The 13648-nt window shown below is 45.9% G+C and carries 14 protein-coding genes; 13 read left to right on the forward strand and 1 reads right to left on the reverse strand.

The features are described 5' to 3' along the window. Positions 1–142 precede the first annotated feature (142 nt). The 12 genes from ACYVD3_RS23985 to ACYVD3_RS24040 all read left to right on the forward strand — a co-directional run bounded on the left by ACYVD3_RS23985 (position 143) and on the right by ACYVD3_RS24040 (position 10926). Positions 143–958, forward strand: coding sequence for a helix-turn-helix domain-containing protein (locus ACYVD3_RS23985; RefSeq protein WP_460645020.1), 816 nt, complete (start codon positions 143–145; stop codon positions 956–958). A gap of 158 nt (positions 959–1116) precedes the next feature. Next, on the forward strand, positions 1117–3054 hold the full coding sequence (locus tag ACYVD3_RS23990) for a fructose-1,6-bisphosphatase (RefSeq protein WP_460645021.1): 1938 nt from the start codon (positions 1117–1119) through the stop codon (positions 3052–3054). Between the two features lie 303 nt (positions 3055–3357). After that, entirely contained in the window at positions 3358–3831 is a 474-nt protein-coding gene (locus tag ACYVD3_RS23995; RefSeq protein ID WP_460645022.1) for a DUF1700 domain-containing protein, read from the forward strand. 195 nt (positions 3832–4026) lie between these two features. After that, complete coding sequence (locus tag ACYVD3_RS24000) at positions 4027–4719, forward strand: C40 family peptidase (RefSeq protein WP_460645023.1); 693 nt, start codon at positions 4027–4029, stop codon at positions 4717–4719. 132 nt (positions 4720–4851) lie between these two features. Next, positions 4852–5583 carry a C40 family peptidase gene (locus tag ACYVD3_RS24005; RefSeq protein ID WP_460645024.1) on the forward strand — a complete coding sequence of 244 codons (732 nt, stop codon included), beginning with the start codon at positions 4852–4854 and terminating at the stop codon, positions 5581–5583. A 305-nt stretch (positions 5584–5888) separates the two neighbouring features. Then, on the forward strand, positions 5889–6170 hold the full coding sequence (locus ACYVD3_RS24010; RefSeq protein WP_460645025.1) for a hypothetical protein: 282 nt from the start codon (positions 5889–5891) through the stop codon (positions 6168–6170). A gap of 153 nt (positions 6171–6323) precedes the next feature. Beyond that, positions 6324–6632, forward strand: a complete 309-nt coding sequence (locus tag ACYVD3_RS24015; RefSeq protein ID WP_460645026.1) for a rhodanese-like domain-containing protein — start codon at positions 6324–6326, stop codon at positions 6630–6632. 72 nt (positions 6633–6704) lie between these two features. Continuing rightward, positions 6705–7253 (forward strand): phosphodiesterase, encoded by a 549-nt coding sequence (gene yfcE, locus ACYVD3_RS24020; protein WP_460645027.1) that lies wholly within the window; start codon positions 6705–6707, stop codon positions 7251–7253. Position 7254: 1 nt separating this feature from the next. Continuing rightward, on the forward strand, positions 7255–8424 hold the full coding sequence (locus tag ACYVD3_RS24025) for a THUMP domain-containing class I SAM-dependent RNA methyltransferase (RefSeq protein ID WP_460645028.1): 1170 nt from the start codon (positions 7255–7257) through the stop codon (positions 8422–8424). Continuing rightward, positions 8414–9796 (forward strand): lectin like domain-containing protein, encoded by a 1383-nt coding sequence (locus ACYVD3_RS24030; protein ID WP_460645029.1) that lies wholly within the window; start codon positions 8414–8416, stop codon positions 9794–9796. The genes ACYVD3_RS24025 and ACYVD3_RS24030 overlap by 11 nt, the downstream gene beginning before the upstream one ends. Before the next feature lie 25 nt (positions 9797–9821). After that, positions 9822–10457, forward strand: a complete 636-nt coding sequence (rdgB, locus tag ACYVD3_RS24035) for an RdgB/HAM1 family non-canonical purine NTP pyrophosphatase (protein WP_460645030.1) — start codon at positions 9822–9824, stop codon at positions 10455–10457. Beyond that, the gene (locus ACYVD3_RS24040; protein WP_460645031.1) at positions 10435–10926 is read left to right on the forward strand and encodes a metallophosphoesterase family protein; all 492 of its coding nucleotides are present in this window, start codon (positions 10435–10437) and stop codon (positions 10924–10926) included. The genes rdgB and ACYVD3_RS24040 overlap by 23 nt, the downstream gene beginning before the upstream one ends. Positions 10927–11061: 135 nt before the next feature. Here ACYVD3_RS24040 and ACYVD3_RS24045 read toward each other — a convergent pair whose 3' ends face one another. Continuing rightward, positions 11062–12459, reverse strand: coding sequence for a family 4 glycosyl hydrolase (locus tag ACYVD3_RS24045; protein WP_460645032.1), 1398 nt, complete (start codon positions 12457–12459; stop codon positions 11062–11064). Between the two features lie 245 nt (positions 12460–12704). On the opposite strand from ACYVD3_RS24045, the gene ACYVD3_RS24050 reads away from it, so the two are divergent. Further along, the gene (locus ACYVD3_RS24050) at positions 12705–13565 is read left to right on the forward strand and encodes an AraC family transcriptional regulator (protein WP_460645033.1); all 861 of its coding nucleotides are present in this window, start codon (positions 12705–12707) and stop codon (positions 13563–13565) included. The last annotated feature ends 83 nt before the right edge of the window (positions 13566–13648 follow it).

Here is a 13648-nt window from a genome sequence, read left to right on the forward strand (position 1 = left end):
CCCCTTTTCTTTTTGTTAGATATCTGATATTCTTTGATTAATGGTTTTCTCTCTCTTTATATTGCCAGTATAATGGGAGGGATACAAGAGGAAAAAGAAGCGAAAAACTGGAGGATTCCGACCGGGCTGACAGGAGGAAACAATGGAACATTACTTAAATTTAAAGGCTGTGCTTCCGGTGAGGGCGCTGAATGCAGGGTATCTGGTAACCAGCGGGCAGGGACGCCATGCGGACCGGGTCATAGATTCCTTTGAAATTATCTATGTAAATTCCGGGATCCTGGGAATTGCCGAAGAGGACGTGACATATAACGTGGAGGAAGGGGAAGCACTGATCCTGTTTCCCGGCAGGCATCACTGGGGAACAAGGGAATTTGAAGATGATTTAAATTTTTACTGGCTGCATTTTCATCTGGAAGAGGAGGCGGTGAGGATCGGACGGGATATTATGTCCCTGCCCCAGCTCATCCGCATCAGAAAGCCGGAGCAGTTTGAGGAGCTTTTCCGCCGTTTCATCAAGCGGCAGAATGTCTGCAGGGAGGACCGGACCATTCTGAACCTGGTGCTTTTAGAACTGCTGTGCGAGTTAAGCGACTCCCTTTCTCCAATGGAGGTAAACGGACAGAAGGTACTTTTGGCAAACCAGGCGGGACAATATATCCGGAATCATTTGGAAGAGCCCCTATCCTCTTCCATACTGGCGGATAAGCTGGATTGCAGCCCGGATTACCTTGGGCGGGTTTACAACGCGGTCTATGGAAAGACTCTTACAGAGGGAATCCATGAGGCACGGCTTAATAAGGCCTGCAGAATGCTCATAGAGACAAACCAGACAGGAAATGAGATCGCCTACCAGTGCGGATATCAGGATGTGGATTATTTCAGAAGGATTTTTAAACGGTATATGGGAATAACACCAAAGGAATACCGCCAGACTTACCGTCTGGTGGGAAGATAGAACAGGCGGCAGGGGAGGAAGAATTACCTTGCCGCTTGTTTTGCACCGTGCCACCCCATAGGGAACGCCTCGCTAAAAAAGGTTTTAAATTAGTATCTTTTATGATACTATACCTCTATAGAAGTGCAGCATGGCTTCATGGAGAATGGGAGGGTATTATGAGAAGTCTGGCGTATTTGAAACTGATGGCAAGGGAGTATCCGACGATTAAGGCTGCTTCCAGCGAAATCATCAACCTTACGGCCATTCAGGGACTACCAAAGGGAACGGAATATTTTTTCAGTGACCTGCATGGCGAGTACGAGGCATTTGTCCATTTGTTAAAAAGTGCCTCAGGAGTTATCCGTGAAAAGATTACGGAGACTTTCAGCCACATCATACCAGAGAAAGAAGAAGTGGAGTTAGCCAACTTAATTTACTATCCGGAAAGGGTCATGAACCAATTGGAGTTTAAGGGCCTGGCAGATGGTGACTGGCAGAGAGTGACCATTTACCGGTTGGTACAGATCTGCAAAATGGTTTCATCAAAGTACACCAGATCCAAGGTAAGAAAGAAAATGCCGCCGGAGTTTGCCTACATTATTGATGAGCTGATCCATGTGGATTATAATGATGACAATAAACGTGTATACTATAATGAGATCATACGGTCCATCATTGACATCCGGGTTGGAGATAAGTTTATCATAGCCTTATGCGAGCTGATCCAGAACTTAACCATTGACAGCCTGCATATTATAGGGGATATTTTTGACCGTGGGCCAAGGGCGGATATTATTATGGATGAACTGCTGCGGTTTCACGATGTTGATATCCAATGGGGCAATCATGACATTTCCTGGATGGGAGCAGCTACCGGGAATCTGGCATGTATCTGCAATGTACTGAGGATCGCCATCAGCTATAACAGCTTTGATGTGCTGGAGGACGGATACGGCATCAACCTCCGCCCCTTATCCATGTTTGCGGCAAAAGTTTACCGGGACGATCCCTGTGACCGGTTTGTTCCCCAGATCCTTGATCAAAACATATACGATGCGGTGGATCCGGGACTGGCGGCCAAGATGCACAAGGCCATTGCGGTCATCCAGTTTAAGGTGGAGGGACAGATCATAAAGCGCCATCCGGAATATGAGATGAGCGACCGGGTCCTGATTGAGGCCATTGATTTTGACCGGAGTGTTGTGACCGTGGAGGGTAAGGAATACCCAATGCTTGATATGTTCTTTCCAACGGTGGATTCCAAGCAGCCGTTAAAGTTCAGCAAGGAGGAAGAAGAGCTTCTCCACACCCTGCAGCTTTCCTTTATGCATAATGAGCTTCTTCATAAGCATATCCGGTTTTTGTATTCTCATGGAAGCATGTATAAATGCTATAATTCAAACCTTCTGTATCATGGCTGCATTCCCATGAAGGAGGACGGCTCCTTTGATGAGATCGTGGTGGACCATCACGCTTATTCAGGAAAAGCCCTGATGGATTATGTGGACCGGAAGGTTCAAAATGCATATTTTATGCCTGAGGGCTCCCCGGAAAGTGAGGATGCCAGGGACTTTATATGGTATTTATGGTGCGGGGCCAAATCCCCGGTTTACGGCAAGGGTAAAATGACCACCTTTGAGCATTATTTTATCGGAGACCATGCTGCCCATAAAGAGCCCATGAATCCTTATTACAGGCTCAGTGTGAAGGAAGAATATTGTGATAAGATACTGGAAGAATTCGGCCTTTCCCCAAAAGGCTCCCACATCATCAACGGCCACGTTCCGGTGAAAATAAAAGAGGGAGAGTCACCGGTGAAGGCAGGCGGCAAGCTGTTCCTCATTGATGGAGGCCTGTCAAAGGCTTACCAGTCCAAGACAGGGATCGCAGGCTACACCTTGATTTATAATTCCAATCATCTGGCTCTTGCGGAGCACAAGCCCTTTGATCCCAATAAGGAGAGCACGCCAAAGGTTTCGGTGGTTGAGAACATGAAGGACCGGGTCATGGTGGCGGATACGGATAAGGGTGTGGAGCTGGCCGAACGGATCGCGGATCTAAAGGAACTGGTGGCAGCATACCGGGATGGCGTAATTAAGGAGAAGGTAGAGTAGTCCATCCGATTATGAAAACAAAAAGATGTTTTCATAATCGGATGGACGGCAGTAAAAAGCACTGCCTTTTATCAGAAATCAGAAAAAACGATTTCTGATAGCTATATTATGAAAACAAAAAGATGTTTTCATAATCGGATGGACGGCAGTGAAAAGCACTGCCTTTTATCAGAAATCAGAAAAATGATTTCTGATAAGTTATATTATGAAATTTTAAGAATTTATTCAGAGAAGGTTTCTTTACGAAATCCCTGTCGGATGATACAATAATCAAAGCTATTTACTTAATTGAAGGAGGCTCAGATGAGCAGACAGGAGTTTTTACAGCGCTTGAGGGAGGCTTTAACAGGTGAAGTGACCGGGAGCGTGATCGAGGAAAATATCAGGTATTATGAAGAATATATCACCACGGAAGTGAGAAATGGCTCGACGGAAGAGGCGGTAATCGCTTCCATCGGCGATCCAAGACTGATTGCCAGGACGATTTTTGAAGCCAGCGAGAATGCAAAGGACAGCGGATCAGGAAGAACCTATTATGAATCCTATTCCGGTGCAGACCGGGATGTGTATGAGGATCCAGGTAATTTCGGACGCCATATGCATTTCATTGACTTAAGCAAATGGTACTGGAAGCTTTTGGGAGTCGCGGTGCTTATTTTGTTTTTCTTTTTGATCGCTGGCATTGTTACAGGGATTTTCAGTCTTCTGATGCCTATTATGGGCCCCTTGCTTTTGGTATTTCTCATTGTCTGGTTTGTAAGAGGAACGAAACGGTAAAGTCAAAGATATTTAATAATTTCAAACAAATATTACAAAAGTGTGACGGCATTTATGACGCGAGAAGCGTTGTGAATGCCGTTTTTGCTTGACAAATGCAAGCTATAAGTATATAATTCGAAATGTAACAATTATGTAACATTTTAACCGGGTTTTGCGGGACTGACAGAAAAACGTAAGAACAGGAGATATGGTATGAAGAATAAAATGTGGAAGGCGATGGGGCTTTTAGGGCTTTTAGCAAGCTTAAGCTGGGTTTCTCCTACAGAGACGAAAGCGGCAGAAATTGCTGTAGAAACCAGCACGACACTTTATGCGAAGATGGATATGCCTGTATCTGTGAGGGAGGCTGCAAATACGGCAGGAACAGTGCTTTCCCAGACCGGAGAGGGACAAACCTATGAAGTGGTGGAGTCCCCCAAAGATGGATGGATTAAAATAAAGACTCCAGAAGGAGAAGGGTACATACAAAGCGGTTCTGCTACGCTCATTGAGAAAACCCAGGAAAAGGTGGACAAGTCTGTTCTTCAGCGCCAGCAGATTGTGGATTATGCGCTTCAGTTTGTAGGCGGACGCTATGTCTACGGTGGGGTCAATCCCAAGACCGGAGTGGACTGTTCCGGGTTTACCAGATATGTGTTAAAAAATGCGGCAGGTGTCAATTTAAGTCACAGCTCTAAGTCCCAGTCAAAGGAAGGCCGCAGTGTCAGCTACGAGGAAGCCCGTGGGGGAGATTTGGTATTTTATGGAAAAAATGGTTCCATTAACCATGTGGCTCTTTACATGGGAGACGGCCGCGTGGTCCACGCTTCCACAGAAAAGACCGGAATTATCGTAACAAACGTCATGTATCGCAAACCTGTGAAATTTGTCAGGGTTTTAAACTAAAATATTTAGAAATTCGTGCAGTTTTAAATAATACTTGACGAAAAGATAAAGTAAATGTATAATAACCGTAATGAATTTAATACTTACGTAACATTTGAAAATCAAAAAGTAAAAATAGGAGCAGATTTCCCGATGATAAATAATACATGGAAAACGTTAGGCCTTATGGCTTTTTGCAGCGCAATGATAATTGCAGGTCCTTCAGATGTAAGAGCAGAAGAAATTTCCGGTCCAGGACTCAGTTATGGGAACTATATGGTGACCGTTGAATCAGATAATGTAACGATCAGCAAGGATGAAGCTGGTCAGGAAGCGCTGATGACCGCTTCCAAAGGATCTTCCTTTGAAGTTGTTCAGGATATGGGTGATGGATATGTTAAGGTAAAGATCAATGATACATATGGTTTTTTGCCAGCAGAGGGGAATGCCACCATATCGTCAACCGACGAGGAAACACTGGCTGCATTGGAGGTAAAGACCCAGACCCAGGCGGCTGTTGATCTCAGGCAAGGCATTGTTAATTACGCACTTCAGTTTGTCGGCGGGCGTTATGCCTATGGCGGCAGTGATCCGCGCACCGGAGTAGACTGTTCCGGATTTACCAGATATGTGATGCAGCACGCAGCAGGTCTTACCATCAACCGTTCCTCAGGTGGACAGGCTTCCCAGGGGAGAGCAGTCAGCGCTGACCAGATGCGCCCCGGCGATTTGATTTTTTATGGCAGTGGATCATCCATAAACCATGTTGCCATGTATATCGGCAATGGACAAGTAGTCCATTCATCAACTTACAGCACAGGTATTAAAACTTCTCCGTGGAATTATCGGACACCTGTGAAAATCGTCAATGTTCTTGGCGACTAATGAAATAGCGGATTACCGGATTTTGGAAAGGGATATAGGCCTTCGGCATGGGATTGCCGAAGGTCTTTTGTTGCCGGAAAAATACAAAAAGAAACAGACGGACAGGGGAGCCATCCGGCTGTTTCTGAGGGGAGTATAAATAATTAATAAGGATGAGGAAAATAAATTCCTCATTTAAATTATAATATAGTCTTGATAAAAATGCAAAGTTATTTTTAAATTTTAAAATAAAAATGGCGGTATAATCTGTCGAAAACCCGACATACTAAACCATGTAACGTAAAACGCCGACAGGAGGTATTAATATGTCTAAGAATAATTACAATAATATGGACAATTCTTCCAGGAATTCCCATACCAGCAGCCAGAACAACAACCAGAACAACAACCAGAACAACAGCCAGAACAACAACCAGAACAACAGCCAGAACAACAACCAGAACAACAGCCAGAACAACAACCAGAACAACAACCAGAACAACAACCAGAACAACAGCCAGAACAACAACCAGAATAACAGCCAGAACAATAATCAGAACAACAGCCGCAATTCCAGCAAGGACAGCAGCCGCAACAATTTCAATTAATAAGGTCAGCTAAAACAATTATTAAAAAGGCGTGGGAAAGAGACAAAGAGGTCCTTTCCCGCGTTTTTTTGTCTGGACAGCCTTGTTTTTGGAACGACTTTCGCATTCCGGAAAATATGGAATATATTATTACTAGAAAGGACAGGTGATAATATGTTCAGGACCATACCGATTTGGGAAGTGGATCACTATATCAATTATAATGAAAACATTATGATTATTGATCTCCGCAGTCAGTCGTCCTACAGGCAGTCCCATATTAGGGGAGCAGTGAATTTGCCGTATGAAGATATGGATCAATGGGTGAGCAGCTTGCCAAAGGATAAACTTTTGATATTTTACTGTTCCAGGGGCGGGCAAAGCATGATAGTTTGCAGGAAATTGGAGCAGGCTGGATACAATGTGGTCAATATTGCCAATGGAATTGCGTATTACAAAGGAAAATATATGGTTCACGGATAGGTAAATTCATTGACAGAAATACCCCGCTAGCCTTAAAATATACCTATTAAATACAAAAGGAGAAAACGATCTATGAAATATATGATTGCTTCCGACATTCATGGTTCTGCCTATTTTTGCAGGAAGCTGTTAGATGCATATAAAACTTCCGGAGCAGGCAGGCTGATCCTGTTAGGAGATATTCTTTACCATGGTCCAAGAAATGACCTTCCAAGGGAATATGCTCCTAAAGAGGTGATTTCCATGTTAAATGGCTATAAGGACCAGATCTATTGTGTACGGGGAAACTGTGACACAGAAGTGGATCAGATGGTGCTGGAATTTCCTATCCTTGGAGATTATGCCCTGCTTGCTGTCTCCGGGCTGACAATTTACGCAACTCACGGGCACGTTTATAATAAAGAGAACCTGCCTCCGGTACAAAAGGGAGATATCCTGCTTCACGGACATACTCATATCCTGACTGCAGAGCTTTTTGGTGATATTACCATATTAAATCCAGGCTCTGTGTCCATTCCAAAGGGCGGAAATCCTTCTACCTACGGACTATTGGAGGATAAGGTGTTCTATGTTATGGATTTTGACGGAAATGTAATAAAAGAAATGAACTTAGGAGAATAAGGTGAAAAAAACATTTGAATTGATTGCCCCCTGTCATTTTGGCATGGAAGCGGTTTTAAAAAGAGAAATTATTGATCTGGGTTATGATATTGCATCAGTAGAGGATGGAAGAGTCACCTTTATCGGAGATGATGAGGCGATTTGCCGTGCCAATGTATTTCTTCGCACGGCGGAACGGGTTTTATTAAAGGCAGCAAGCTTTCATGGGGAATCCTTTGAAGAGCTTTTTCAGGGAACCAAAGCGATCTGCTGGGAGGATTACATCCCACAGGATGGAAAGTTCTGGGTGGCAAAGGCTTCTTCCATTAAAAGCAAATTGTTCAGCCCCTCTGATATCCAGTCCATTATGAAGAAAGCCATGGTGGAGCGGTTAAAAGGGGCTTATGGTGTGGAATGGTTTCCGGAGAGCGGAAGCAGCTACCCTGTCAGGGTATTTCTCCATAAGGATCAGGTGACCGTTGGCATCGATACAACGGGAGATTCCCTCCATAAAAGAGGGTATCGTACCTTGACCAGCAAGGCGCCTATTACGGAGACCCTGGCTGCTGCCCTTATTTTGCTGACCCCGTGGAACAAGGACCGGATCCTGGTAGATCCTTTCTGCGGAAGCGGTACTTTTGTGATCGAGGCGGCCATGATGGCGGCCAACATGGCTCCCGGCATGAACCGTTCCTTCCTTGCGGAGGACTGGAAAAACCTGATTCCAAGAAAGTGCTGGTATGAAACCATGGATGAGGCAGGCGACCTTCTGGATGCCAATGCTAAGGTGGATATTCAGGGCTATGACATAGACGGTGAGATCGTAAAGGCGGCCAGATCCAATGCGGAGTCAGCCGGAGTGGATCATATGATCCATTTCCAGCAAAGACCCTTAGAAGCGCTGAGCCATCCCAAAAAATACGGCTTCATCATTACAAATCCGCCATACGGGGAGCGAATTGAAGAAAAGAAGGATTTACCGGAACTGTACCGGCAGATCGGGGAGCGGTATAACTCCCTTGACGCCTGGTCCCTGTACATGATCACAGCCTTAGAGGATGCGGAGAAGTATATAGGAAGAAAGGCAGATAAAAACCGGAAGATATATAATGGTATGATGAAAACTTATTTCTATCAGTTTATGGGGCCAAAGCCCCCAAGAAGAAAAGTAGGAGATTCGGTTGAAGAATAAAAGGTGGATTTCCCTGCTTCTGATAATCGTTTGTTTTGCGGCAGGATTCCGGATTTCCAGCCTGGAAACGGATCCTGTAATGAGGACAGACCGGAATTATGTAAAAGAGTCAGAAAGCGGGGAGGCACATAGCAGGACAGAGTCCCGGAAAACGGAAATTTTAAACGGACAACTGCCGGCTTTCTATGACGGGAGAACAAAAGGCCGGGTTCCTCCTGTGAAAAACCAGGGCTCCATTGGCACCTGTTGGGCATTTGCTTCTCTGCAGGCCTTGGAAGCAGGGCTTCTTCCAGAGGAAAGCTATGATTTTTCTGAAGATCATATGTCTTTAAACAATGGTTTTTGTATCCCTCAGGAGGAGGGCGGAGAATACACCATGTCCATGGCCTATCTGCTGTCATGGAGAGGCCCGGTATCGGAAGCAGAGGACCCATACGGTGACGGCATTTCACCGGATGGCTTAAAAGCACAAAAGCACGTCCAGGAGATCCAGCTTCTTCCTGACAAGGATTATGAGAGGATCAAAGGGGCTGTACTTACCTATGGAGGGGTGCAAAGCTCTCTATATACCTCTCTCACCGGCGGGGACAGCCAGTCTGTTTCCTACAATGAGGAGGATTTCGCCTACTGCTACATAGGCCCCGAGCCTCCCAACCATGATTCCGTGATCATTGGCTGGGATGATGCTTATCCCAAGGAGAACTTTCATGAGGAAGTTCAGGGAGACGGAGCATTTATTTGTATGAACAGTTGGGGGGACGGATTCGGGGATCAGGGATATTTTTATGTGTCCTATTATGATTCCAATATTGGAAGGAACAATATTATTTATACGGTTGTGGAAGATGGGGATAATTATGACCATATTTATCAGTCAGATCTAAGGGGCTGGGTGGGCCAGATGGGGTATGGGGAAGATACTATGTGGTTTTCCAATGTATACGAAGCCGGGACCCCCCAGCGCATTGAGGCAGCAGGTTTCTATGCCACAGGTCCAGGCACCTCTTATGAGGTTTATGCAGTGCGTCATGCAGGAGAAGAATCCGCTATTGTGGAAGGCCGGGATTTTGACCGGAAAATTCTCCTTTCCAAGGGAAGCTTTGATTATGGAGGATACTATACGGTGCCGCTTACGGGAAACCGGCAGGAGGGCTTAGAGCTTTCCTCTGGGGAACGGTTTGCGGTGATCATAAAGATCACCACCCCGAATGCAGTCCATCCTGCGGCCATTGAATATGATGCAGGCGATGGGCGTACTTTTGTCAATATTTCAGACGGGGAAGGATATATCAGCGCCGATGGCAGGGCATGGGAACGGGTCGAGAACCAGAACTGTAACCTGTGCTTAAAGGCGTACACAATAGACCGGTGAAAAAGGTTTATGGAGGAAGGAAGAAATGAACGATAACAGGATCGTATTTGCCACAGGGAATGAAGGGAAAATGCGGGAGATCAGGGAGATCCTTAAGGACCTGGGAATGGAAGTCCTCTCCATGAAAGAAGCCGGTGCAGACCTGGATATTGTGGAAGATGGAAGTACATTTGGGGAAAATGCCGAGATAAAGGCCATGGCAGTGTGGAAAAAAACCGGAGGGACCGTGCTTGCAGATGATTCCGGCCTGGTGGTGGACTGCTTAAACGGAGAGCCTGGGATATTATCCGCCAGATATATGGGGGAGGATACTCCCTATGAGATCAAAAACCAGAATATTCTTGACAGGGCCGCCCATGCAAAGGGCGGAAAAAGAAGTGCCCGTTTTGTCTGCAATATCGCTGCAGTTCTCCCCAATGGGCAGGTACTTCATACGGAAGAATCCATGGAAGGGCTTTTGGCCCACCGGCCTGCCGGAGAGGGCGGCTTTGGCTATGACCCGATCCTTTATTTACCGGAATTCGGAGCCACCAGCGCCCAGATCACCCTGGAACAGAAGAATAAAATCAGCCACCGGGGAAAGGCCCTGGAGGCCATGAAGGGTCAGCTTATAGAAATTTTTACAGGAGGGGAGAATCATGAAAGTACTGATTGTCAGTGATACACACCGCAAAGATGAGAGTTTACAGAAAATCATTGCAGAAACCAAGGCACTTGACATGCTGATCCATCTGGGAGATTCGGAAGGCAGTGAAGATAAAATCGCTGGCTGGGTCCCTGCCGGCTGTGAGCTTCAGATGGTCCTTGGCAACAATGATTTTTTCTCAGACCTGGACCGGGAACGGGAAGTGAAAATAGGGAAATACCGGGCTTTACTGACTCATGGGCATTATTATAATGTATCTCTTGGAATCGAGCGCCTGGAACAGGAGGCAGCGGACAGAGGTCTTGACATTGCTATGTATGGCCATACCCACAAGCCTTTTTATGAGGTACATAACGGGATCATCATCTTAAACCCGGGCAGCCTTTCCTATCCACGGCAGGAGGGAAGAAAGCCATCCTACATGATTATGGAGACCGATGGCCAGGGAGAGGCGCATTTTACCCTGAAATTTCTGGGAAAATAAACGTTTCATTAAAATAACCGGGCTGTTTCCGGGAAAATAGCCGAAAGGTTCCAAAGGTAAATACGGAGTGGCTGCAAAAAAGAGTATCTGGGATCTGATCCTCTTTTTGCAGCCGCTCCTTATGTTATTCCCTTATTATTTCCAGCCTTCCGGCAGATAGGCCATGGTATTTTCAATCATATCGTCTGCCAGCTTTTTGATTTCTTCTCCTCCTGCCCGGCCCTTTACCAGAGGATCCATTAAGAAGGCCTCGTACACCAGGGAACGGTTACAGGTAAGGGCTGCTTCCAGAATGCGCTGGTGGTTGGCAACGTGGGGCATGATCAGTTCAAGGACATTTGACTGTATGGAGCCTGCTGCCACCGGCTTAATGCTGTCCCTGTCAAAGAGGGCGTTGGTTTCAACAATGGCATCAGCAGGCAAATTCGGGATCTGTAAAAAGGAATTCGGGATATTGACATTGCTGACAGTTCTTTCAAGGCCGCACAGGGCTTTAATAAGCAGAATCCCTTCTTCTCCCGATGGCTTTAAGTCAATTTCCTCTTCCCCGTTTACAAGACGGTGACTCTTGGCCAAACGTTTTTTCAAATCCTCTTTTCTCCAGGCAACGGTGGTAAGGCCGAATTTCCAGCTCTTCACGGTTTCCGGGTCTTTTAAATATTCGCTTCCCGGCATGAATTCCACAAGGTGGCGGTCACCGGCAGCAGCCATCAGGCCATAGCGGCGGAAGAGATCAAATTTTACCCTGTGGGCGCATTCAAAGCTGTTGTTTGCCCAGTTCTTGTCAGGTTCATTGTAGCCCTCCTCATAATGGGCATCAATGTAATTCCGGTAAACAGGGAATAAGTCGATTCCCTTGTAGGAGGCCTGGTCAAACCAGGTAAAATGGTTGATGCCCAGAACGTTTACATGGATATCACGGCGGTCAACGTTTTCAAAGCCAAAGGTTTCCTCGCAGATTCCCTTTAAGACCTTCTGGGTGCCGAAGACCTCATGGCAGCATCCAAAAGCCTTGATCTGGGGGAATACATGGTAAAGAGTCTTTACGCACAAGGACATGGGATTTGTGTAGTTGATGACCCATGCATCGGGGGAATATTCCTTTACAGCTTCTGCAATGGTCACGAACATAGGGATGGTCCGGAGGGCGCGGATCATTCCTCCCGGGCCTGCGGTATCGCCTACGGACTGGTAGATTCCTAGCCTCTCCGGAAGATGTACATCGGAATCCATCTCATCAAAAGTCCCGGGGAGAATGGAGATGACTGCGAAGTCACAGCCTGTCAGGGCCTCCTTTAAGGAAGAGGCGGTGACGTAATTCCATTTTCCGGTGGTTTCCTCTCTGCCTGTCAGCTTGCTGCCTATGATCTCATTGTTTTTTGCAGCCCCCTGGTCGATGTCATATAAACGGATGGTACCGCTTAAGGAATCGTCCATGGAAAGATCTGTCATAAAGGTCCAGGCCCAGCCTCTGGAGCCGCCTCCGATGTAGGCGATATTAATATCGCTGACTTTATTGTTCCCGTATTTCATAAGGGTTTCCTCCTGTTAAAAGAATTCGTTTCATAAAAGGTTTCCTGACTCTGTATTGCATATTACCGAAAGTAAAGAGCACTTTCGATGATCGGATGGACGGGGCAAAAAACGCCCCTTTTATCTTCACTTGCATTGCAAGTTCAGATAAGTTATATTATAATGGATTATAGTATTATAAATCTTATATAATTGGGACTTTTTTTGATAAAATCATACTTTTGGCTACTATTATGGAGGGTAGAATGGAGAAAACCATATTTTCGGAAAGCATGGAAGGAATCACCATTGACCGGGTGGTCCGGGATCAGGAATATTCTATGACAATGAAGCATTTTCACGATACCTATGAGCTGTATTTTCTTCTGGAAGGGGAACGGTATTATTTCATAGAGAAAGAAACCTATCATGTGAAAACAGGGGATGTGGTTCTGATAAACAGGGAGCAGGTACACAAGACAAGCCAGGCGGGAAGCAAACGCCACGACAGGATACTTCTCCAGCTAAAGGGGAGAGTTTTGGAGCCATGGCTTAAAAATACAGGGCTGCAATCCCTTGATAAAATATTTGGGGATTATTATGGAGTTGCCAGGCTTTCTGAAAGAGAGTGGGAGGAAATGAAGGAACTTTTGCTGGGGATTTCTGAGGAAATGATCCACAGGAGGGAGCGGTATGAGGTGATGGTAAGGCTGAAGCTATCCCAGATATTATTGATGGTACTCCGGTGCAGGAAGAAAAACCTGCTTAAGGAGATGCCTCTCAGGGTGCAGACCGCAAAGCACGGAAAGGTCCATGAAGTGGCGGAATATTTAACCCTTCACTGTGAGACAGGAAAGAGCTTAGAGGAGCTTTCAGAGGCTTTTTATATCAGCAAATCCTATTTAAGCAGGATCTTCCGGGAGGTGACCGGATTTTCCGTAAATGAATACCGGAACCTGGCCAGAGTGAGAAAGGCAAAGGAGCTTCTGGCAAGCAGCGGGTATTCCATAACGGAAATATCAGAGATTCTTGGATTTGAGAGCGTTACCTACTTTGAACGGGTATTTAAAAAACACACGGATATGAGGCCGTTAAAATACAGAAAGAGCGCAGGAGGAGCCAGGTGACACATGGTGACGGAAGGGACGGATTAAGGGAAAATCATGAAACCAGGGAACATAGCGGGCAGGGCTATGTTCCTTCGTTTTTC

It is taken from the genome of Lacrimispora brassicae (assembly GCF_054772055.1).

Coding starts and splice junctions, on each gene's coding strand:
- ACYVD3_RS23985 (WP_460645020.1), top strand. CDS start 143: ATGGAACATTACTTAAATTTAAAGGCTGTGCTTCCGGTGAGGGCGCTG.
- ACYVD3_RS23990 (WP_460645021.1), top strand. CDS start 1,117: ATGAGAAGTCTGGCGTATTTGAAACTGATGGCAAGGGAGTATCCGACG.
- ACYVD3_RS23995 (WP_460645022.1), top strand. CDS start 3,358: ATGAGCAGACAGGAGTTTTTACAGCGCTTGAGGGAGGCTTTAACAGGT.
- ACYVD3_RS24000 (WP_460645023.1), top strand. CDS start 4,027: ATGAAGAATAAAATGTGGAAGGCGATGGGGCTTTTAGGGCTTTTAGCA.
- ACYVD3_RS24005 (WP_460645024.1), top strand. CDS start 4,852: ATGATAAATAATACATGGAAAACGTTAGGCCTTATGGCTTTTTGCAGC.
- ACYVD3_RS24010 (WP_460645025.1), top strand. CDS start 5,889: ATGTCTAAGAATAATTACAATAATATGGACAATTCTTCCAGGAATTCC.
- ACYVD3_RS24015 (WP_460645026.1), top strand. CDS start 6,324: ATGTTCAGGACCATACCGATTTGGGAAGTGGATCACTATATCAATTAT.
- yfcE (WP_460645027.1), top strand. CDS start 6,705: ATGAAATATATGATTGCTTCCGACATTCATGGTTCTGCCTATTTTTGC.
- rdgB (WP_460645030.1), top strand. CDS start 9,822: ATGAACGATAACAGGATCGTATTTGCCACAGGGAATGAAGGGAAAATG.
- ACYVD3_RS24040 (WP_460645031.1), top strand. CDS start 10,435: ATGAAAGTACTGATTGTCAGTGATACACACCGCAAAGATGAGAGTTTA.
- ACYVD3_RS24045 (WP_460645032.1), bottom strand. CDS start 12,459: ATGAAATACGGGAACAATAAAGTCAGCGATATTAATATCGCCTACATC.
- ACYVD3_RS24050 (WP_460645033.1), top strand. CDS start 12,705: ATGGAGAAAACCATATTTTCGGAAAGCATGGAAGGAATCACCATTGAC.